We start from the raw sequence: 21,992 nt of genomic DNA, 5'->3' as shown, positions 1-21,992 counted from the left end.
TTGAAACGAGCAATAGTGGCTCACTACTACTATTGTGATTCTCTCAAGCTTTCACACCTGAAACATTTTCGGGTTGTGAGGTTAAGTGAATAAGCGTACACGGTGGATGCCTAGGCAGTCAGAGGCGATGAAGGGCGTGCTAATCTGCGAAAAGCGTCGGTAAGCTGATATGAAGCGTTACAACCGACGATACCCGAATGGGGAAACCCAGTGCAATTCGTTGCACTATCATGTCATGAATACATAGTGGCATGAGGCGAACCGGGGGAACTGAAACATCTCAGTACCCCGAGGAAAAGAAATCAACCGAGATTCCCCCAGTAGCGGCGAGCGAACGGGGAAAAGCCCAGAGTCTGAATCAGCTTGTGTGTCAGTGGAAGCGTCTGGAAAGTCGCACAGTAAAGGGTGATAGTCCCGTACACGAAGATGCACAGGTTGTGAGCTCGATGAGTAGGGCGGGACACGTGACATCCTGTCTGAATATGGGGGGACCATCCTCCAAGGCTAAATACTCCTGACTGACCGATAGTGAACCAGTACCGTGAGGGAAAGGCGAAAAGAACCCCGGCGAGGGGAGTGAAATAGAACCTGAAACCGTGTACGTACAAGCAGTGGGAGCACTCTTTATGGGTGTGACTGCGTACCTTTTGTATAATGGGTCAGCGACTTATATTCTGTAGCAAGGTTAACCGTATAGGGGAGCCGCAGGGAAACCGAGTCTTAACTGGGCGTTAAGTTGCAGGGTATAGACCCGAAACCCGGTGATCTAGCCATGGGCAGGTTGAAGGTTGGGTAACACTAACTGGAGGACCGAACCGACTAATGTTGAAAAATTAGCGGATGACTTGTGGCTGGGGGTGAAAGGCCAATCAAACCGGGAGATAGCTGGTTCTCCCCGAAAGCTATTTAGGTAGCGCCTCGTGAATTCATCTTCGGGGGTAGAGCACTGTTTCGGCTAGGGGGTCATCCCGACTTACCAACCCGATGCAAACTACGAATACCGAAGAATGTTATCACGGGAGACACACGGCGGGTGCTAACGTTCGTCGTGAAGAGGGAAACAACCCAGACCGCCAGCTAAGGTCCCAAAGTCATGGTTAAGTGGGAAACGATGTGGGAAGGCATAGACAGCCAGGATGTTGGCTTAGAAGCAGCCATCATTTAAAGAAAGCGTAATAGCTCACTGGTCGAGTCGGCCTGCGCGGAAGATGTAACGGGGCTAAACCATGCACCGAAGCTGCGGCAGCGACACTTAGGCGTTGTTGGGTAGGGGAGCGTTCTGTAAGCCGTTGAAGGTGAACTGTGAGGTTTGCTGGAGGTATCAGAAGTGCGAATGCTGACATAAGTAACGATAAAGCGGGTGAAAAGCCCGCTCGCCGGAAGACCAAGGGTTCCTGTCCAACGTTAATCGGGGCAGGGTGAGTCGACCCCTAAGGCGAGGCCGAAAGGCGTAGTCGATGGGAAACAGGTTAATATTCCTGTACTTGGTGTTACTGCGAAGGGGGGACGGAGAAGGCTATGTCATCCGGGCGACGGTTGTCCCGGTTTAAGCGTGTAGGTGGGTGACTTTGATAAATCCGGGTCACTGTTAACACTGAGGCGTGATGACGAGGTACTACGGTACTGAAGTGACAGATGCCCAGCTTCCAGGAAAAGCCTCTAAGCATCAGGTAACATTGAATCGTACCCCAAACCGACACAGGTGGTCAGGTAGAGAATACCAAGGCGCTTGAGAGAACTCGGGTGAAGGAACTAGGCAAAATGGTGCCGTAACTTCGGGAGAAGGCACGCTGTGCGAGGTGTAGGGATTTACTCCTGAAGCTTTGCGCAGTCGCAGATACCAGCTGGCTGCAACTGTTTAATAAAAACACAGCACTGTGCAAACACGAAAGTGGACGTATACGGTGTGACGCCTGCCCGGTGCTGGAAGGTTAATTGATGGGGTTATCCGCAAGGAGAAGCTCTTGATCGAAGCCCCAGTAAACGGCGGCCGTAACTATAACGGTCCTAAGGTAGCGAAATTCCTTGTCGGGTAAGTTCCGACCTGCACGAATGGCGTAATGATGGCCAGGCTGTCTCCACCCGAGACTCAGTGAAATTGAACTCGCTGTGAAGATGCAGTGTACCCGCGGCAAGACGGAAAGACCCCGTGAACCTTTACTATAGCTTGACACTGAACCTTGAGCCTTGATGTGTAGGATAGGTGGGAGGCTTTGAAGTGTGGACGCCAGTCTGCATGGAGCCAACCTTGAAATACCACCCTTTAATGTTTGATGTTCTAACCTGGGCCCATGATCTGGGCTGGGGACAGTGTCTGGTGGGTAGTTTGACTGGGGCGGTCTCCTCCCAAAGAGTAACGGAGGAGCACGAAGGTTAGCTAATCCTGGTCGGACATCAGGAGGTTAGTGCAAAGGCATAAGCTAGCTTGACTGCGAGAGTGACGGCTCGAGCAGGTACGAAAGTAGGTCTTAGTGATCCGGTGGTTCTGAATGGAAGGGCCATCGCTCAACGGATAAAAGGTACTCCGGGGATAACAGGCTGATACCGCCCAAGAGTTCATATCGACGGCGGTGTTTGGCACCTCGATGTCGGCTCATCACATCCTGGGGCTGAAGTAGGTCCCAAGGGTATGGCTGTTCGCCATTTAAAGTGGTACGCGAGCTGGGTTTAGAACGTCGTGAGACAGTTCGGTCCCTATCTGCCGTGGGCGTTGGAGAATTGAGGGGGGTTGCTCCTAGTACGAGAGGACCGGAGTGAACGCACCACTGGTGTTCGGGTTGTCATGCCAATGGCATTGCCCGGTAGCTACGTGCGGAAGAGATAAGTGCTGAAAGCATCTAAGCACGAAACTTGCCCCGAGATGAGTTCTCCCTTGTCCCTAGAGGACGCTAAAAGGCCGTTGAAGACGACGACGTAGATAGGCTGGGTGTGTAAGTGCAGCGATGCATTGAGCTAACCAGTACTAATGACCTGTGAGGCTTAACCTTACAACGCCGAAGATGTTTTGGTGGTTGTGAGTGGTGATGAAGAGAATCGTTACTCGTAATTCAGCTTGTTGACAGATTGGTCTTGCTGGCTCGAAAGGACGGGTGAGATGAAACAGAATATGCCTGGCGGCGATAGCGCGGTGGTCCCACCTGACCCCATGCCGAACTCAGAAGTGAAACGCCGTAGCGCCGATGGTAGTGTGGGGCTTCCCCATGTGAGAGTAGGGAACTGCCAGGTTTTTATATTGATTATCAGACGACGTCTGATGCTAAAGAGTAGCGAAGGGGCTGTCCGAAAGGACAGCCCTTTTTGCTGTGCGTGAAATAGAGGTTGTTATTCCAAGCCCTTTATTCCGTCATCCTCGATCCTACATGTTGTAATCCTCGACGCAATCTGGGGATCTCAGACAGAAAGAACAAGTAACTCCTCGCCTACGTGCTGAAGAATCCTCATAAATTTATGGTGCGGATACAGTGAATATTTCGTGCGCCTTAACTTACGCCGTTATTTGCACTGTACATCGCACGCGCCCGACACGGGGCGCTCAATCGCCCTCGCTCCGTGGCCCCTGGCTTTTCGCGAGAAATAACGCCGCTACGCGGTGCCTTCGGGGCACGAACCCACCGGCGGGCCGCCAGCGATGCGTTCCCGACGCGGCGCTGGCTTTCGCGGCGTCCTGCCGCTCACCCTGTGGTTTCGTTCCCCTCAGCGTTATTTTTTACGCGCTATAACGTCAAACAATGAAAACCATGTCGCTTTACGTCATTATTTCTGAGGGGGAGGGCTGCACCTGGAAAGCTCTGCGGTAAACACTCGCGAAAAAGATTGCCATATAGCAGATACAAAAACGCCCACGGTATTGATACCGTGGGCGTTAGTGGGACGAATGCGAGTCGCGTCGCGCCGACTAGCGCAGATCTTTCATCGCAATATGGTCCATATCGTCAAACGTCAGGTTTTCGCCGATCATACCCCAGATAAAGGCATAATTTTTGGTACCAACGCCGGTGTGAATCGACCAGCTCGGAGAGATCACCGCCTGCTCGTTGTGCATCACCAGGTGACGTGTTTCATGCGGCTCGCCCATCATATGGAAAATAATGGTGTCATCTGCCATGTCAAAATAGAAGTAAACTTCCATTCTGCGCTCATGGGTATGGGTCGGCATCGAGTTCCAGTTGCTACCTTCTGCCAAACGCGTCAATCCCATGCTTAACTGACAGGTTTCTACCACTTCCGGCACCAGATATTTGCAAATGGTACGCTTGTTACAGGTTGCGATATCACCCAGAGGTGCTTTAACCGCATCCTCTTGCGTAATTACACGCGTCGGGAACGTGGCATGCGCTGGCGCACTGTTGTAGTACAGTTTTGCCGGTTTAGCCTTATCTACGCTGCTGAATGCCAGCGCTTTCGCGCCTTTACCCACGTAGAGCGCTTCTTCGTTGCCTACCGCGTAGCTTTTGCCATCAATCACGATGTTTGCCGGTCCACCGATATTGATCAGGCCCAACTCGCGGCGTTCGAGAAAATAGTTCACACCAAATTGCTTGCCGATACCGTCATCAAAGGTGATCTCGCCGTCAACCGGCATAATCCCACCCACAACAATGCGGTCAATGTGGCTGTACACCATGGTGTATTGGTTTGGCGTAAAAATATGCTCAATGAGAAATTTCTTTCTCAGCTCGGTGGTATCGAGCGTTTTAGCATGTTCGCTGTGTACACTTTGTCGTACGTCCATATTGTTACCTTTTATGCGTTTTTAGGTGAAAATCGTTTTGCCCACAAGGCCGTAATGATGGGCACGAGTACTGAAGTCACTATAACACTGGTGGCAACCAGCGCCGTGGCTTGTTGAGCTACCGGGGCGAACTCCGGTGCCATGTTGGCGATTAAAAGCGGGGTTGCAACTGCGGCACCCGCACTACTGGATGCTGCCACACCGGCGGTACCGTTACCGCCACCGATAAATTTGTCAGCCAGGATCAATGGGATACCAGTAACCACGATCACCAATACGCCCAGGAAAATACCGGCAAAACCGGTTTTGAGGATAACGGCCAGGTTGATAGTGTTGCCCAAGGCGAAGGCGAAGAAAGGAATTAAGGTTTGGACAGAGTTACCAAACAGTTTTCTCAGGTCCGGATCCAGGTTGCCCAGTGCAAAACCAATCAGGAAAGGCAACACCGCGCCGACGAACAGTTGTGGTTCAAAGGTTGCGATACCGCTGGCACCGAGGATAACCATGGTCATCAGCGGACCGGACTCCAGAGACATTAACACGAAGGCACCGGCTTCTTCTTTAGAACCATATTGGTTCATCAGTGCGGCATACAGACCCCCGTTGGTCATATCCATCGCTGCGACCAGTGCGAGAACTGAGATGCCAGCAAGCATACCGTTTTGGATGCCATCGCCCGGCAAGAAGGTACCCGCAATCATTGCTACGACCCATGCGGTGGCAATTTTGGTGACAACCAACACGCCAGATTTCTTCAGCATGGTGCCCGTGGCTTTGAGCTCAATGGAGGCACCCATGCAGAAGAACCATACAGCCAGAATAGGAATGGTACCGGTGATTAGCCCGTTACTGAAGGATCCTAAATACTTTCCAGCGCCCGGCGTAAAGGTATTACAGAGTGCGCCCAAAAAGAGCGGAACCAGCATTAATCCCCCAGGGATTTTATCAATAGCTTGTTTGATTTTCATGAAAAGCCTCATCTATAAAAAATAAAAATGTGTCCCGCCGCTTTTAATAAAAGCAGATAGGTGATAGGTATAAAATTTAAAAATCAGGGGCGCGCAAGGCCCTGGGTGTTATTACCCACATTCACATAATGTTGAAGATGGCCATCCCCATTAAAGATTGATGATTAAATGTTTACTCATGCCTTACTGTTTTTGGTTTCTAGACGTTTTTTTAATTATAAGTTGCCTTTCCGTAATGTTTTTAAAGGCATTACAGATATTTCAACCATTACTTATCGCTACCTTGGTTGATGTCATTCATTGCCAGTTTCCGGTGAATGTTCAACGTTTCAGTAGTAAGCGATTACTTGTAATGTATCAGTGTAAAATAAAAGTTATTTTATTGACGCTCTAATCATTAACCTCTTAATTAACAATGCAGTATTCGAGTTTGCTTATTGGCATTATTCAGCACGATGGCTGTTAATATGGTCGGAGATCGCTTTACTGGTTTTAATCAGGCTTGCCAGGTGTTTCTCCTTCTTGCCATTGGCATACTGTGACTGCATGCCGTTGACGCCGATGGCGGCGATAACCTTGCCATCCTGATTAAAAATCGGTGCTGCCATACAGCAAATTTCCTCAATATCTTCACCGTCGTCAATCGCCCAGCCTTGTTCCTTGACGAGTTTCAGGTGTTCTAAAAAATCATCTTTATTGGTAATGGTACGTGGCGTAAAACGCTTAAACGTACAATCAGCAATCAGGGTTTCTATTCTTTCCTGTGGCAGCCAAGCCAATAATACTTTGCCCAACGACATGCGATTAAATACAATTTTCTTGCCTTCCCACGACGTTTTTACAATAGCCTTGGGCGATTCGACTTTACTCAGGAAAAAGCCGTTATCCCCTTCCAGAATACCAAGGTGGCAGGTTAACTCGGTTTCTTTCACCAATGTATGCATAAAGCCAATGGCATCTTTGCGCAGGTCGATATTCTTTATTGCCAAACCACCGAGCTCGAATAAACGTAGACCTAAAACATAACGCCCATCAGCGCGCTGACGTAATAGTTGGGATACCGTCAATACTTCAAGCAGGTGATGTACGCTACTTTTCGGTATCGACAGATCGGTACAGATCTCGGTAAAGCTGGCTTCATCACGATTGGCAATATAGTCAACGATCATCACAAGACGGACTGCCGCTGGTGCTTTGCTATGCTCAAGTTGTTGGAAGATGTTCATAATGGTTTTATATGTGAAACAGTGGTTTTTTATATAGAACAATAATAACGGAAGGGTAGTTTATTTACCTAGATGCAGATCACAAAACGAGCGCTGTGGTGTTGATTATTTCAATATAAATGGAACGTAGTTTCATTAGGAAAACGGAAAAGGCAGTTTTATGACAGTTTTAGGCTGAGAAGGGGGGTAAACAGGAAGTACGTCTGTGCAGATAATAAAAAACCCCGCGAACGGGGCTTTACGGTGTGGAATTACAGAATCCGACTGATCAACCTGTCGATCCTGATACGGCGCAAGCGGCGTATCAATTTGCGCACTTTCACCGGGTACTGTGCGATACCTTGCAAGTCGGTATAACTCTGAAGCGGCGTGGTGTAGGCACGAATCTGCTCCAACTCTTGCAACCGTTGTTCCAGCAGGACTTTTTCGGGATCGTGGATCAGGATGGCGTTTTCCAAATCCAAACGCCACGCGCGAGGATTCAGGTTATTGCCCGTCAGCAACTGCCAGGTATCGTCGGACCACAGTCCTTTGAGGTGGAAGCTGTTATCCCCATCCTTCCACAACCGCACGGTTAACTGCTGATTGTCGATATAACGCTGCAAGCGGCTGACGAAACGGCGCAGGTTTATCTCATACAGGTAGGGTAACGCACCGATGATCTTGAACGGCTGATCTTCAGGAATAAAGAAGTCGTTCGCTGTCTTGTCACCGATGATGATCTCCACCTGCTTGCCCTCTTTGAGCAGGCGCACCACGTTTTTGATCAGCAGTGCGGGCAGGTTGAAATAGGGTGTGCACATGACCAGTCGACGTTCGGTACAAAACATCAGGTGATGGATGGTGTTATTCAGTGGGCTTTGTTTACCTAACCCAACCAACGGTGTGACCGTCAGTTCCCCATTTACGCCATCGCTGCCGGGCGTCTTATAGCCGAGGGTGCGCAGCGTTTGGCGAAATTGACGAATATCCGCTTTGATTTCCAGATTTTTGGGCCGTGAACGGCTGTCCAGACGTTGTACCGCCGGATCGTTTAGCAGCGTAGTGATGTAGCCCGACATGGTGTCGGCCAGCGCCGCATTACGGATAAGCTGATAGCGATCGTAGCGATACTTATCATGCTGATGCAGATAGACGTCGTTTAGGCTGGCACCGCTATACAGCACGCAGTCATCAGCGATGAAGCCCTTCAGGTGCAAGACGCCGAGCGCTTCGCGCGTATTGACCGGAATGCCATAAATGGGAAACTTCACGTCGGCGTGTTTTTCAGCCATATCGCAATACCAATCCGCATTGGTACTCGCTGATTTGTCACCAATACGCCCGCGCTGGGCACGGTGCCAATCAACCAACACACGCACATCGAGATCGGGGTTGCTGCGCTTGGCGTTGTAAAGCGCAGAGAGTATGCCCTGTCCGCCGTCATCCTGCTCCAGATAGAGTGCGACCAGATAGACTCGCGTCTTGGCCTGTTGGATCAGGGTAATCAGCGCCGCGCGGAACTGTTCAGGGGAGTGTAACGTCTGAATGCCGTCCGCTGCTTGAGGGAGTTTGGGCAGTTGTGCAAGGTGTTGTTGGTATTTATTGCGTTTAAATTTAGACAACATCACAGTGCGTTTCTTCTCTTATTAGTCGGCGCAAGGCCGTCATGAATGATGTCAGGGGAATGCCGAATCGGGCGATGATACCACTACTTTTCGGACGTAGTGAGTAAGTTTTACCGTTCATTACCAGATTGACCGCCAAAATAAACGCTCTGTCACGCAACATCTTGTTCGTTCAACGGCAGCACCAGCGTGACAATCCCTTCGTCCAACTGTACGTCTACTGTGAAACCGAGTTTCTTCGCCAACGCTATCATGCCCTGGTTATGTGGCATGGTGATGCCGTTCAATTGCTTTAATCCGTGGCGACGGGTGTAATCAATCAACTTGCTGAGCAGACGCTTGCCAAGCCCCATCCCTTTACAGTCCGATCTCACCAGCACCGCAAATTCAGCGGCAATATTATCGGGATCGGAAATGGCGCGCGTCACGCCAATGATTTCATCACCGAACGCCGTTGAGCGCACCGCCACAAAAGCCATTTCCCGATCGTAGTCGATCTGCGTCATGTACGCCAAATCTTCATGGTTGAATTCGTTGATTTCACTGAAATAACGGTAGTAGAGATCTTCTTTGGTGACGTTGCCGATAAAGCGTTCGAGCAGAGGTTCATCCTTGGGCAGGATGGGGCGAAACAGGCAATGTTCCTGATTATTGAGCAGTACCTGTTCTTCCAGCTCTTGCGGATAAGGACGGATGGCCAACCGGGATTGTGGATCGCCAGAGAAAGGCGCGAGATGGAGCGTGACATCCAGTAGAGTGAATTCACTGCCCGATGCCAACAGCGGATGAATATCGAGGCGATGCACTTCCGGGCAGTCCAGGATCAGGTTGGAAACCTGTACCAGCAGCCGGCTGAGCCCTGGGATATCTAAGGGATGCAGGGCGCTGCGCCCGCGTATTTTTCCGCTTTTCAGCGCTTGCATTATCAGATAACGTGCCAGCGTCATATTGAGCGGCGGCAAGGCTACCGCCGCCTGTGAATCCTTGTTCCACTCAACGCTGCCATCGCCCAATAAAATCAGCGGACCGAAGATAGGGTCCTGTTCCACCGCGATACGCAGCTCTTGTGCGCCAGCGCGATTCGCCATGCCTTGTACTAACAGCCCGTGAATACGCGCCTGCGGATAGGCGCGTTTGACACGATCGATAATCGCATCGGCGGCTTGCTGGACTTCATGGGCGGTGCGCAGATAGAGCATCACCCCTGTACGTCGGATTTGTGCGGGATATCCGGCGAACGTAGCTTGATGGCGACCGGGTAACCAATCTGTTCGGCAATATGTACCGCTTCTGCGCTGTCACTGGCAATCCAGGTCGGCAAGGTGTGCAGCCCGTAGGCGTGTAAAATGGGCTGAACTTCGTGGGTATCCAACTGTGTTACCCCATCCGTCAACGCCTGATGAATCAGTTGGTGCGCCTGAGCGGCGTTGATACCAAGATCGTGCGGCAGGGCCGGCGTTTCCATCAGCTGCTTCTGGTTACGCCGGTATTCTACGATATGCATAAAGGCAGTGACCGCGCCTTCGGGCGTGCGGTAGGTGGGAATGCCCGCCTCGTTGAACAGACGGCGTACTTCCTGAGAGGAATATTCGCCACACCAGTTGGTCAATAAGGTGATACGTTTGCCGCGCGGATGTGCCTGACAGCAGGCAATCAGTTGCTGTGCGCTTTCGGTGCCGGGCGCGGCGGCGCTTGGTGCATGGATGATCAGCAGGGCATCGTAGTCATCGCTGTCCAGCAGCACCGAAAGCGTGCTGAGATAGCGCGCTGCGGTAGCGTCGTCGCGCAGATCGAGCGGGTTTCCGATGTGGACTTCCTCGGGCAATATGTCGCGCAGCTTCTGCTGGGTCTGTTCCGTTAAGGCCGCCAGTTTGCCTTGTCGGCTAAGCAGTTTATCGAGCGCTTGTGCGGCGGGCGATGCGCCGTTACTGACGATCAGTAAGCGCTCACCGCGCAGCGGACGCAGGTGGCTCAGGGTTTCCACTGCGGAGAACAGCTCGTGGGTGTCGCGTACACGCAGCAGACCAGCACGTTGGATGGCCGCATCGTAGGCAGCATTCAGCCCGAGTTGATGTCCGTGCAGTAACTGCTGAGCAAGCTGCGTTCTGCCGCTCTTGATAACCAGAATGGGCTTGTTTCTGGCAGCGCTACGCGCGGCGGAGAGAAAACGCCGCGCATCTTTAAGCTGTTCCAAATGCAATAGAATGGCGCTGGTTTTACCATCACGCGCCAGAAAATCGAGGACATCATCCACATCGATATCCAGGCTGTCACCCAGTGCGATGAAGTAGGAAAAACCGATGCCGCGCTGTTGCGCCCAATCGAGAATAGTATTGGACACCGCAGCGGACTGAGAAATAAACGCCAGCTTGCCTTTGACGATTGGGACGGGAGAGAAGCTGGCGTTGAAACCTTGCCACGGTGCCAGTATCCCCAGACTGTTTGGACCCAGCAGACGCATCGCATAGCGGTTGGCGCAGGCTTTAAGCGCTTCCGCCTGCGCGGGGGGCGAAGAGAGAATAATCGCGGTTTTACACCCGCGCTGACCCAACGCGTCTAGCAGCAGTAAATTGCGACTGGCATGGGTACAGAGAACCGCCAGGTCGGGGGGGATGGGCAAACGTGCCACATCGGGATAAGCCAGTACGCCACAGACGGCACGGTATTTGGGCGTGACGGGCAGGATCGGGCCGGTGAAGTGACCGCCCAGCAGGTTTTGCATCATGAGAAAACCGGCGCGCCCCGGTTTCTCCGATGCACCCAGCACGGCGATCGATTTTGGTCTTAATAACGCTTCTAGCCCGCGCTGACTCATGGCTCGCTCCCGACAGGACAGAGAGCTGAATCATAGCGGTTTTTATGCCGTTATGCTGTGACAGTCGATGAAATTTCCTGCACAGGGCGATGTGCTTTACCGGCCAGATAACGCTGACGGAAGCGGTCGAAGTGATTGAGCAGACCCTGGCTGGCATCCTTATCACCTGCTTGCTGCAACAGTGCGGCAGCAATTTCCGCCGTGCAATGTTGCCCCGCGCCACTGGCTTCGCGCAGTTGGTAGCGTGAGAGTGATTCAACCGCAAGCGACAAAATGGGCAGTGCATCCAGATAAGGACTTTTACGAAACATCTTGCGCGCTTCCGGCCAGGTGCCGTCCAGCAGCACAAACAGCGGCGGCTTGGAGTTATCCGGTAAACGGTGCAATACCTGACGTGACGGCTCGGCTTCATCCGCAAGAAAAACCAGATAGGGCTGATAGTCCGGGGTTTGCAGTGCCGCCAGCAACGCGGGGTCAGGCTCTGTGCGTGACCAGAGAAAGGCCTGGGTGTCGGGCAGGATATCGGCAATCAGGCGGCCGGTGTTGCTGGGCTTTAATGGCTCGGTATCGAACATGATCAAGCAGAAACGGCTGCGTGCCGAATGCGGGGTGATGGTGTCGCACAGACAGTTGGTTACCGGCAGCAGGCAGTGTTGACAACGTACCACACGGCAACCTCGGGCCCGAAAAGGGCGGGTGGAGCGTTCCAGCCGGTGCTGGCGCAAACGAAGAACAGCGTTATCGCGCATAGGGAGTCGCTAAAAAGCGCTATTCTACTTGACGCACTGGAGGACAGAAAGCCCCAGTGCGGTTTTTATTCGATGGCGCAACCGCTCAAATCGTTTCATCTAACCAGTTTTCAAACGGCGTTTTCGGCAGCGCACCGCTCATGATATCTACCGGTTTACCCTGCTTAAACACCATCAGTGTCGGAATGCTGCGAATGCGAAAACGGGCACTTAATTCCGGCTCAGCTTCGGTATTCACCTTGATAAAGCGAACATTACCCGCGCGCTCTTGCGCCACCGCCGTAAAGATCGGGGCAAAGGCGACGCAGGGGCCACACCAGGGCGCCCAAAAGTCGACGATCACTGGCAAATCGTCTTGCAACAGCTTGTCGAATGTGGCGCTGGTGGCATTGATCACCTCACCGGAAAACAGTTCGCTGCCGCAGCGGCCACAGGTTGGGCTGTCGTGAAGGCGTTCTTCAGGCAAACGGTTCGTGGTGTGGCAGGATTCGCATACCGTGTTCATAGGCGACCTCAAATCATAAAAAGGCTAAAATAGATGTGCTGTAGTCAACGCTGTGCCGAAACCCTAGGGCAGGCTGAAAAACCACAGCATGTTACATAAGTGTAAAGGTATTATGGTTATGGCTTACAGGGGAAACAACGTGGTTTCCTCAATGATTACAATAGCCATCACCGTTGTGATTCAGGTTTCGGTGTCATCGTTTGCCGAGGTGTCACGGAAACTCCGCTTTTATGCCCGAAGTCGGTAGCGTCGCGGGTGTACATCAGGTAATCTTCGCGCCAGCGCGTTGGTGGAGAAAATAATGAGCGATTCAGCGGGTAGTAAGAGCGGAAAGGTCCGCGTGATGTACGTCCGTAATGAGGACGAAAAGAAAAATTCGCGTACCGGAGACGGTGCACGCGATCGCCGTAATGATAACGAAAAAACCGGGCGGCGCGACAACCGGGACAAAGATGGGCGCAGCAAAGGACCCTATGAGTCCCGTGACAACCGGGATAAAGAAGGGCGCAGCAAAGGACCCTATGAGTCCCGTGACAACCGGGATAAAGAAGGGCGCAGCAAAGGACCCTATGAATCCCGTGACAACCGGGATAAAGAGGGGCGTAGCAAAGGGCCCTATGAGTCTCGCGACAACCGGGATAAAGACGGGCGCAGTAAAGGACCGTATGCGTCTCGCGATAGCCGTGACAAAGACGGGCGTGGCAAGCCACGTGATAATCGCGATAACCGCGATAAAGATGGCCGCACCAAGCCGCGCGATCCGCGCGACATGAACCCGCGCTATGTGCGTGAAAATCCGCACCGCAACAATGACAACGCTGGGCGCGACGATCGTGCAGATTATGGTCGCGGCAGTGATTCGCCGTGGAAAACCGTGTCGCGCGCACCGGATGCCGCCGAGACGCCAGACCACGGCGGAATTGTGGGTAAGAGTCACCTCGATCCCGAGCAGATTCGCCGTCAGCGTCAGGAAGAGACGCGGGTTTATGGTGAGAACGCCTGTCAGGCGCTGTTTACCAACCGTCCGGACGCCATTGTGCGCGCCTGGTTCCTGCAAGAGGTGACACCGCGTTTCCGTGAAGCGTTACGCTGGATGGCGGCGAACCGTAAAGCCTACCATGTGGTGGATGATGAAGAACTCACCAAGGCGTCTGGCACCGATCATCACGGTGGCGTGTGCTTCCTGATCAAGAAACGTCAGGGCTCTGATGTGAATGATTATCTGGCACAGGTACAGACAAAGGAAACAGACTGCGTGCTGGCGCTGGAAAATGTGGGTAACCCGCATAATCTGGGTGGTATCGTGCGTTCCTGCGCGCACTTTGGTGTTGAAGGTGTGCTGATTCACGATCCCTCGTTGCTGGAATCCGGCGCAGCAGTGCGCACGGCAGAAGGCGGTGCAGAGCATGTGAATGCCATTCAAACCGACAGTTTCCCTTCCGCGCTGGATGCGTTCCGTGCCGCAGGCTATACCATCGCAACCACCTCCAGCCACAAAGGGCAGCCGCTGGCACAAACCGCATTGCCTAAGAAAGTGGTATTGGTGGTAGGGCATGAAGGTGATGGCCTGACGGACAGCACCTGGCAGCAGGGCGATTTGCCACTGTCTATCGGTGGCACGGGTAAAGTGGAAAGCCTGAATATCTCCGTTGCGACGGGGATTCTGCTGTCGGAATGGTGGCGGCAACATAGCATCACTGAAGCGTGATGCATTAGAGAATGAACTGGCAGACTGGGGGGGGGGTGACCTCCCGCGTCCAATGGCGCTGAGGAAAAAGATGGGGCCAGGATGAGCAGCATGGATGCTGCGAAAGTCCCCGCCGCGTCTGGAACGCGTCGGGGACGGTCCGTCCGGCACCAGCTGTTTCCGAAGGTATCGCGAAGCGACGACATTGCGCAAAGAGCCTGGGGTCGAGGGGAATGGGTGATTGCATTCCCCTCGTCGGGCGCGTGCCATGCAAGTGGCAGATAGACACGGGTGCGATCGCGCACGAAACCTTACTCAGTTATAAACATAACCTACGCTGTTATGTTTTAGCCTGCAGGCTAATGCTCTCAGTGGGCACCGCCACCACCCCCCCCCGGTAGTAAACGGAGGCCGCGCAAACCATACCAATATCATCAGCACCAGAAAGACTGCCGCCGCTGCCCAAAAGATCTCATTGGCCGAAATGATCAACCCTTGATTGGTGATCTGTTGGGCGATATAGGCGGAAGCCTGCTTCTCACTCATCCCCATCTCCATCAACTGCTGATAGGATCCCTGCGCTATGGGGTTGTAAGGGGTCACCGATTCAGTGAGATGCGCGTGGTGCAGTGATTCTCGCTGTGTCCACAGTGTCGTCGTGATCGAGGTACCGATGGAGCCAGCCAGCGTACGCGCAAAGTTCGAAAGGCTCGATGCCGCCGCCAGTCGCTCTGGGGGTAACCCGGAGAGGGTAATGGTAGTGAGCGGCATAAAGAAGCAGGCGACGGCGAACCCTTGCACAAATTGCGGCCAGGCCGACGCGCCGAAATCCATCCCCGGTTCAAAAGTATACGCACGCCAATAAAAGCACACGGCATACATGATGAAGCTGAATGTCACCAGCTTGCGCATATCCAAACGTGGTGCAAAGCGCCCAATGATCGGGGAGAGCAGCACGGGCATCAAACCGACTGGCGCCGAGGCAAACCCTGCCCAGGTTGCGGTGTAGCCATAGACGGTTTGCAACAGCTGCGGTAACAGCACGATGGAGCCGAAATAGAACATGTAGGCCAGGCTGATACACAAGCAGCCAATGGTGAAGTTGCGTGATTTAAACAGCGATAAATCCACCACCGGATGGTCGTCGGTCAGCTCCCAGACAATCAGGAAGGCAATGGCGACCACCGCCACCACGGTCAAGATGATAATCTCGTTGGAGCTGAACCAGTCCAGCTCTTTACCGAGGTCCAGCATCATTTGCAGGCTGCCGATCCCGACAATCAACAGTGCCAGACCGATGGTATCGATCGGTCGGATTTCAGTTTTGGTTTCGCGTCCCTTCAGGGTTTGCATCGCGATGACCACCACCAAAATGCCTAACGGCACGTTGATAAAGAAGATCCAACCCCAGTGATAATTATCGCTGATCCAGCCGCCAAGAATCGGACCACAAATGGGTGCCACTACCACTGTCATCGACCAGAGCGCGAGTGCAATACTGCGTCGGGCGGGCGGGTAGTTGCTCAGTAACAAGCTTTGCGACAGGGGGATCAACGGACCTGCCACGATCCCCTGAAGCACACGGGCGAAAATCAGCATTTCCAGGCTGGTGGACACGCCGCACAGCCATGAGGTGAAAGCAAACAATCCCGTTGACCATAAAAACAGGCGCACCTCACCAATACGTTTGGCAAGCCAACCGGTAATCGGAATGGAAATCGCATTGGCTACCCCGAAGGACGTGATAACCCAAGTACCCTGAGAGTTTGAGGCTCCCAGGTTACCGGCAATGGTGGGGATGGCCACGTTGGCGATGGTCGAATCCAGCACCTGCATAAAGGTCGCCAATGACAGCGCGACGGTCATCCAGGCCAGGGCCGAGCCTTCAAGCGGTTTTCTCTGCACGCTCATCTCCTGCGAGGTTATTCCGCATTAGCTCGAATGATGGTGTCGATCAGGGTATTGACCGGGGCCAGATCCAGCGTCAACGCATCGCTTTGATATGCCGGTGCGCTGCGCGGTGCATCGGAAAGCACTTTTCCGTCTACATTGGCCGTATCGACTTTCACCAGCGTGGAAAGGCCAATACGCAATGGGTGTTCCGCCAATTGCTGCGCATCCAGCTCAATACGTACGGGTAAACGCTGCACGACCTTGATCCAGTTACCGGTAGCATTTTGCGCCGGTAACAGGGAGAACGCGCTGCCTGTCCCCATGTCGAGGCCGACGACCTTGCCCTGGTACACCACATCGTCACCGTAGATATCACTGACCACCGTGACGGGTTGGCCGATACGCATATTGGCAAGCTGCGTTTCTTTAAAGTTGGCATCCACCCACAAATGGTGGGCGGACACCACGGCCATCAGTGCAGAAGCGGGGGTGATACGTGCCCCCACCTGTACGCTGCGACGAGAAATATAGCCATCCACCGGGCTGACAATGCGGGTTCTTTGCAGTGCCAACCAGGCGTCGCGCAGATCGGTCGCGGCCTGTTGTACGCCGGGTTGTTGCTCAAGCGGTGTATCGAGGATCATGGCGCGATTGGCCTGATATTGCTGCTTGGCGACTTCCAGTGAAGCACGCGCGCTGGCGACGGCATCGCGGGCGTGCTGCACATCTTCACGGCCGATGGCATTGACGTTGCCCAGCGCTTCACGGCGCGCAAGGTCGCCCGTGGCTTTATTGAGCTCCGTTTGATACAGATCGATGTTGGCCTGATATTGTTTGCTGTTGATCATCAACTGGTGCGTCTGGCGCACGCTGTTGGCCAGCGCGGTCTGCGCACGTTCGAAAGCCAGTTGCGCATCTGTCGCATCCAGTTCGACCAGAACCGCCCCCTGCTTGACGAAATCGGTGTTGTCCACGTTAACGCGGGTGACGCTGCCGCTCACCTGGGACATCAATTGCACCTGATTGCCTGCCACATAAGCATCGTCAGTTTCCTGATGGTGCCTGAGCACCTGATACCAGTAAACGAACCAGATGCAGCCAGCCAGTAAAAACAGCATGGTCAACAGGGTAAGTACCCGTTTGCGCTTGTATTTTTTATTCTTAGTAGGAGCCTGCGGCGTTGGGTTTTCCACGCTTGAACTCATGGTGTTTTCCTCTGCTTCAAATGTCATTTTTTCGTTATTTTTTATCGGAATACGGCGGATAACGATGGCCGATTCTTACACATGCACTGCGCGGCAGAGAAGCGGCCAACGCAGCCTTTACCCATGATGCAACTTATCGCTCCGGCTGCCGTGAGGCAGCGGAACGTGGTCCGTTTAATGAACGGTCATGATACGAACGGGTATTGATCTAAAAACACCAGGCATCTGGCAAACACGCCAGTGCGTGTGAAGATGTATTTAAGGTAAGACAGTATTGTTATGGCTTTGTTGAATAAATCAGAACTTGTGACTACAGCTCCCCTAGCAGATCGATTGTTATGCGATCCGGATGCTGTTCGGCATGCCTAACAGCGTCATTTTGTTAAGCGCTTTGACCATCGCCATTGCCTCACCTACCTGCGCATCATAGTCACGTAGACTTAGATGATCGCCCAGAAGCGTTTTGAACCGGAATATCGCTGTTTCAGCCACTGAGCGTCTATGATAGCCCACTTTCTTTTTCCAGACATCGTTACTGCCGCTTAGACGCTGATCCGCAACCGCGTGATTACGCTCATGGTATCGGTCTGGCCAATATTGCGCACCACGTCGTGGAGGAATAAGAGGCTTTATCCTCTTCCTCAGCAGCACATCATGACAGTAGCGGGTATCGTAAGCGCCGTCAGCCGACGCTTCCCTGATTTTCCGGTGGGTCTGGTTTATCAGGCCCGGTAGAGCCTGAGCATCAGTCGTGCCGCTGAGTGACAAATCAGCACAGATAATTTCATGCGTCACACTGTCTGTGGCCAGATGCAGCTTACGCCACACCCGCCGTCTTTCTGCACCATGCTGCCGGACTTTCCATTCGCCTTCGCCAAAGACCTTCAGGCCGGTTGCGTCAATGACCAGATGGGAGATTTCACCACGGGTCGGCGTTTTTATGCTGATTTTAACGGTCTTTGCTCGCTTGCTGAGCAGCGAGTAGTCTGGGCATCTTAGCGGCAGCCCCATCAGTTTAAAAATGGAGTCAACGAAGCCCTGTAAAGCCCTTAGCGAAAGGCCAAACACGCGTTTCATCATCAGAACAGTGGTGATAGCCATATCTGAGTAGTGACGCGGCCGGCCACGCCGTTCAGGCGTTGTTTTCTCCGTCCATGCAGAAACGGACGACTCATCCAGCCATATTGTCAGAGACCCGCGCAGCTTGAGAGCTTTGTTGTACGTAGACCAGTTGGTGATTTTAAATTTTTGCTTTGCCATGGGGTGCAGATGTTGAAATGACGGTAGTGATCTGAGCAGATGCTCACCTAAAAGTTCTATTTATTCAACAAAGCCTATTGTTATTATCGGTCTGACGAGATCATGGATTATCGATCTTGTCCATTTCGTCCAGTCGCACCAGCAATTTACGCATCAATACTTCCAACTGCTTCTGCTCATCTTTTTCCAATGCCGACCAGAGGAAATGCAAACTCTGGTGCTGCGGTGGCAACAGACGATCGAGAAACGCTTTGCCTTCATCGGTCATATGCAGGTGTAAGCAGCGACGATCGCTATCGCTTTCACGGCGTTCAATCCAACCGCGCTTTTCTAACTCATCGGCAATGCGGGTGGCATTGGTCCGCGAAGAGCCCAGTGCGGCGCTCAATTCTGATGGTTGAATGCTACGTGATTCCTGAGATTCCAGCGTAATCAGTGCCATAAACAACGTTTCGTTGATGCCCTGTTCCCGCAAAATCTTGTTGCGGTGCTCCAGAATCTTGTTCTGCATATGCATGCACAAACGCACCAGCAAAATTTCCTGTTGAGGAAACTCTGGATTGCGCGATGCGCGCAGATTGATCATTTGTTCGATGGGGGAGAAGGAACTGTTTTTATCGAACTCAGGTTTTTTGTCACGCGCGCCACTTTCAGTGAGCCCGCGCTTATGTACAGATGGACTATCCATTTTTTATGTGAACCTCATTAATCACGATCAGTATAATAACTAAAGTTACTAATCGGGTAAACGATATTTAGTCGCATTGTGTCGTCGACTTTGTGACAGAACGTAAGTGACCTTGTGTTAGCTAACGTGAACCACTAATAACGCACTGCTAACACAATGATATTAAATAATTCCCAATGAAAGGTATTTAAAAGCAATACCGTAACAAAACGCGCCCAACAATGTGGAGATGACAATGCTGCGTGTCCGGTAGAAACAGAGCGTGAGCGTCAGGCAACCGATGAGTGTGGGCAACAACTTGTTAGTATGCTGTTGAATCTCAGGGACGCTGGAAACGATCAGCAGGGCGCAGATAGACGCGATACCAATGCTGTCGAGTACCGCGCCTACTTTGCCGCGCTTGAGTGAGCCGGAGGCTCGGCTGGCTCCGAGACGCAGTGGCAGGTAGCGGAATAAAAAGTTCACCATGCCAACCAGCACACCAATCAGTAAAATTTGGCTACTCATGAGGATTTTTCCCCCTGTTGAGTCATGACGGGCGGTGTGAGAAACAGTGCGGCGGCACAGCCGCTGCCGATGCCGACTAAGATCGCGGCCGGAATGGAGAACAGCAGTAAGCCAAGTAGGGCGCCCCCCAGCGCGCACACCACGACCCCACTTTGCCGCTTTTTAAAAGAGGCCAGCAGAAAACTGAGGAACAGTGCCGGCAACATAAAGGTCAGCGCCGCCTCGACGGCGGGATACGCTTTCAGTGGCCCATTACCGAATAACGCGCCGATCACTGTGCCGCAGGCCCAGGAAATCCACGAGGCGGCAGCAACGCCCAGCATCCAGTTTTCACTCCAGCGGCGATTGTTTTGTGCCAGCCGCGCTGTCGCCGCGGCGAAGACTTCATCGGTCAGCCCAAACGCCCACAACGGTGTTTTGCGTGTTGGCAGGCGCTGCAAAATACGGTGCCGCAGCGCAGGGCCATACAGCACATGGCGCACATCCATGGCCATGACGGTAAACGCCGCCACCCAAATAGACATCCCGGCACTGAGCAGGGCGGTAATCACAAACTGACTGGCACCGGCGTAAATCACGCACGACATAAAGACGGCTTCCCACGGCGAATACCCGAGTTTGACCGCATTCAGGCCAAAAGCGAAGGCGACGGGAAGATAACCGATCACAATCGGCAGGCTACTGATCACCCCTTCGGCAAAGGTGGCGTGCGGAGAAGCGTGTTCAATGTGCTTCTCCTGCTGTTGGCTTATCATTGGCTAACGTGTCGTTTAATAGAATGGGTGGTCAATACCCTACCGATAAAACGGCGGATGTGCCAGAGATGTGACACATCCTTATTGACGGCCCTGTCAGCCGTGTTTTCGGCCGGGAATCCAGATAAGCAGCGTCAGCAGGCTCACTGCGGCACCCGCATAGCAAACGCCTGCCCAGCCTGCAACCTGATAGGTAGCCGCAGACAGCAAAGAGCCCGCCGCGCCGCCGATAAAGTAGCTGGTCATGTATCCGGCGGTGAGCCGGTTACGCGCTTCCGGCATCATCTGGTAGATCACGCTTTGGTTAGTGACGTGCAAGCCCTGCACGGCAAGATCGAGCACCACAATGCCGACAATCAGCGGTAGCAGCGCCGTGGCACCCATGGCGATCATGCCCCAAGACAGCAACAGCAGCACCAGACCCACCGTGGTGGTTACTGTGGCTTTTCCCTTATCGACCAGACGACCGGCGCGGGTGGCCGCCAGTGCGCCTGCCGCCCCAACTAAACCAAACAGCCCGATAATCCCCTCTGAATAGTGATAAGGCGGTGCCGACAGCAGAAACGCCATCGAGGTCCAAAGAATGCTGAAATTGGCGAAAGAGAGACACCCAAGCAGTGCACGCACCCGCAGCACGGGCGTGGTGGTAAACAGCCGAAAAATGGAGACGATCAACTGCTCGTATTGCAGGTTATTGCTGGGTGGTAAACGCGGCAGCGCACGCCACAGTACCAACGCCATGATGACCATCAGTGCGCTGGCTACCCAATACACGGTGCGCCATCCTCCCAGCGTGGCGAGTGCACCGGCAATGGTGCGTGCAAGCAGAATGCCGAGCAGCAGGCCGCTCATTATCGTGCCGACCACCTTGCCACGCGTTTCGGGGGTTGCCAGCGTTGCCGCGAGCGGCACCAACAGTTGGGCTACCACGGAGCACAACCCTGCGACCCCAATGCCCGCAAGCATCAGCGGTAATGTCGGAGCCAGTGCGGTAATCACCAGCCCCAGCGCGGTTAACAGCGTCATGGTGACAATCAGCGCACGCCGTTCAAACATATCGCCCATCGGCACCAGAAACATCAAACCTACCGCATAGCCCACCTGCGCGGCGGTGACAATAAGCCCTGCCTGATTAACCGAAAGCGCAAAGGCTCTGGCGATGGTGTCTAACAGCGGCTGAGCGTAGTAATTACTGGCAACGGCTAATCCGGTTGCCGTTGACATGATAAGTGTTAAAGGAAGGCTGAGGCCGGTCTGGGCCTGTTGAGAAGACATGAATACTCACTAGCGTTCTGAAAGGTGTGGGCGTGATTGTAGCAAATCCGTTAAGCGTGAGGGCGTTTACCGGGAACGCAATCTGAAAAACAGGCCCGAATGGGCCTGTGAGTAGTGAAT

13 protein-coding genes, 2 rRNA genes and 2 pseudogenes are annotated in these 21,992 nt (G+C 53.2%); 3 read left to right on the top strand and 14 right to left on the bottom strand.

Annotated elements, in window-relative coordinates; all coding sequences use genetic code 11:
• Nucleotides 1-79: 79 nt before the first annotated feature.
• Together K6K13_RS16770 and rrf are read left to right on the top strand one after the other, a co-directional pair.
• Nucleotides 80-2,987 (top strand): 23S ribosomal RNA (locus K6K13_RS16770).
• A gap of 122 nt (nucleotides 2,988-3,109) precedes the next feature.
• A 5S ribosomal RNA gene (gene rrf / locus K6K13_RS16765) occupies nucleotides 3,110-3,225 on the top strand.
• A gap of 670 nt (nucleotides 3,226-3,895) precedes the next feature.
• Here rrf and kduI read toward each other — a convergent pair.
• The 7 genes and pseudogenes from kduI to trxC form a co-directional block, all read right to left on the bottom strand.
• Nucleotides 3,896-4,732 carry a 5-dehydro-4-deoxy-D-glucuronate isomerase gene (gene kduI / locus K6K13_RS16760; RefSeq protein ID WP_222158003.1) on the bottom strand — a complete coding sequence of 279 codons (837 nt, stop codon included), beginning with the start codon at nucleotides 4,730-4,732 and terminating at the stop codon, nucleotides 3,896-3,898.
• Nucleotides 4,733-4,743: 11 nt separating this feature from the next.
• Nucleotides 4,744-5,700 carry a 2-keto-3-deoxygluconate transporter gene (kdgT, locus tag K6K13_RS16755; RefSeq protein ID WP_222158002.1) on the bottom strand — a complete coding sequence of 319 codons (957 nt, stop codon included), beginning with the start codon at nucleotides 5,698-5,700 and terminating at the stop codon, nucleotides 4,744-4,746.
• A 443-nt stretch (nucleotides 5,701-6,143) separates the two neighbouring features.
• The gene (locus K6K13_RS16750; RefSeq protein WP_222158001.1) at nucleotides 6,144-6,926 is read right to left on the bottom strand and encodes an IclR family transcriptional regulator; all 783 of its coding nucleotides are present in this window, start codon (nucleotides 6,924-6,926) and stop codon (nucleotides 6,144-6,146) included.
• A 251-nt stretch (nucleotides 6,927-7,177) separates the two neighbouring features.
• A complete protein-coding gene (gene pssA / locus K6K13_RS16745) occupies nucleotides 7,178-8,533 on the bottom strand; it encodes a CDP-diacylglycerol--serine O-phosphatidyltransferase (protein ID WP_222158000.1) in 1,356 nt (451 codons plus the stop codon).
• 152 nt (nucleotides 8,534-8,685) lie between these two features.
• Nucleotides 8,686-11,348 (bottom strand): annotated as a pseudogene (locus tag K6K13_RS16740) (bifunctional acetate--CoA ligase family protein/GNAT family N-acetyltransferase).
• A gap of 50 nt (nucleotides 11,349-11,398) precedes the next feature.
• Nucleotides 11,399-12,097, bottom strand: coding sequence for a tRNA-uridine aminocarboxypropyltransferase (locus tag K6K13_RS16735; RefSeq protein WP_222157999.1), 699 nt, complete (start codon nucleotides 12,095-12,097; stop codon nucleotides 11,399-11,401).
• 85 nt (nucleotides 12,098-12,182) lie between these two features.
• Nucleotides 12,183-12,602: a thioredoxin TrxC gene (gene trxC / locus K6K13_RS16730; protein ID WP_222157998.1), complete on the bottom strand. Its 420-nt coding sequence runs from the start codon at nucleotides 12,600-12,602 to the stop codon at nucleotides 12,183-12,185.
• 301 nt (nucleotides 12,603-12,903) lie between these two features.
• Between trxC and K6K13_RS16725 the strand changes: the two genes are divergently transcribed.
• Nucleotides 12,904-14,310 carry a tRNA/rRNA methyltransferase gene (locus K6K13_RS16725; RefSeq protein WP_222157997.1) on the top strand — a complete coding sequence of 469 codons (1,407 nt, stop codon included), beginning with the start codon at nucleotides 12,904-12,906 and terminating at the stop codon, nucleotides 14,308-14,310.
• Nucleotides 14,311-14,657: 347 nt separating this feature from the next.
• Here K6K13_RS16725 and emrB read toward each other — a convergent pair.
• From emrB to K6K13_RS16690, 7 genes and pseudogenes are all read right to left on the bottom strand, one after another.
• Nucleotides 14,658-16,200 (bottom strand): annotated as a pseudogene (gene emrB, locus K6K13_RS16720) (multidrug efflux MFS transporter permease subunit EmrB).
• A gap of 11 nt (nucleotides 16,201-16,211) precedes the next feature.
• A complete protein-coding gene (gene emrA, locus K6K13_RS16715; protein ID WP_222157995.1) occupies nucleotides 16,212-17,387 on the bottom strand; it encodes a multidrug efflux MFS transporter periplasmic adaptor subunit EmrA in 1,176 nt (391 codons plus the stop codon).
• Nucleotides 17,388-17,723: 336 nt separating this feature from the next.
• Nucleotides 17,724-18,647, bottom strand: a complete 924-nt coding sequence (locus K6K13_RS16710; RefSeq protein ID WP_222157231.1) for an IS5 family transposase — start codon at nucleotides 18,645-18,647, stop codon at nucleotides 17,724-17,726.
• A gap of 100 nt (nucleotides 18,648-18,747) precedes the next feature.
• Nucleotides 18,748-19,233 (bottom strand): transcriptional repressor MprA, encoded by a 486-nt coding sequence (gene mprA / locus K6K13_RS16705; protein ID WP_244665038.1) that lies wholly within the window; start codon nucleotides 19,231-19,233, stop codon nucleotides 18,748-18,750.
• A 264-nt stretch (nucleotides 19,234-19,497) separates the two neighbouring features.
• A complete protein-coding gene (ygaH, locus tag K6K13_RS16700) occupies nucleotides 19,498-19,842 on the bottom strand; it encodes an L-valine transporter subunit YgaH (protein WP_222157993.1) in 345 nt (114 codons plus the stop codon).
• Entirely contained in the window at nucleotides 19,839-20,597 is a 759-nt protein-coding gene (locus tag K6K13_RS16695) for an AzlC family ABC transporter permease (RefSeq protein ID WP_222157992.1), read from the bottom strand. The genes ygaH and K6K13_RS16695 overlap by 4 nt, the downstream gene beginning before the upstream one ends.
• Nucleotides 20,598-20,693: 96 nt before the next feature.
• Nucleotides 20,694-21,872 carry an MFS transporter gene (locus K6K13_RS16690; RefSeq protein WP_222157991.1) on the bottom strand — a complete coding sequence of 393 codons (1,179 nt, stop codon included), beginning with the start codon at nucleotides 21,870-21,872 and terminating at the stop codon, nucleotides 20,694-20,696.
• Nucleotides 21,873-21,992 lie beyond the last annotated feature (120 nt).

This window comes from Symbiopectobacterium purcellii (assembly GCF_019797845.1).
Lineage (GTDB): Bacteria > Pseudomonadota > Gammaproteobacteria > Enterobacterales > Enterobacteriaceae > Symbiopectobacterium > Symbiopectobacterium purcellii.
Note: the sequence above shows the minus strand (reverse complement) of the source record. Positions and strands in the feature narration are given on the sequence as shown.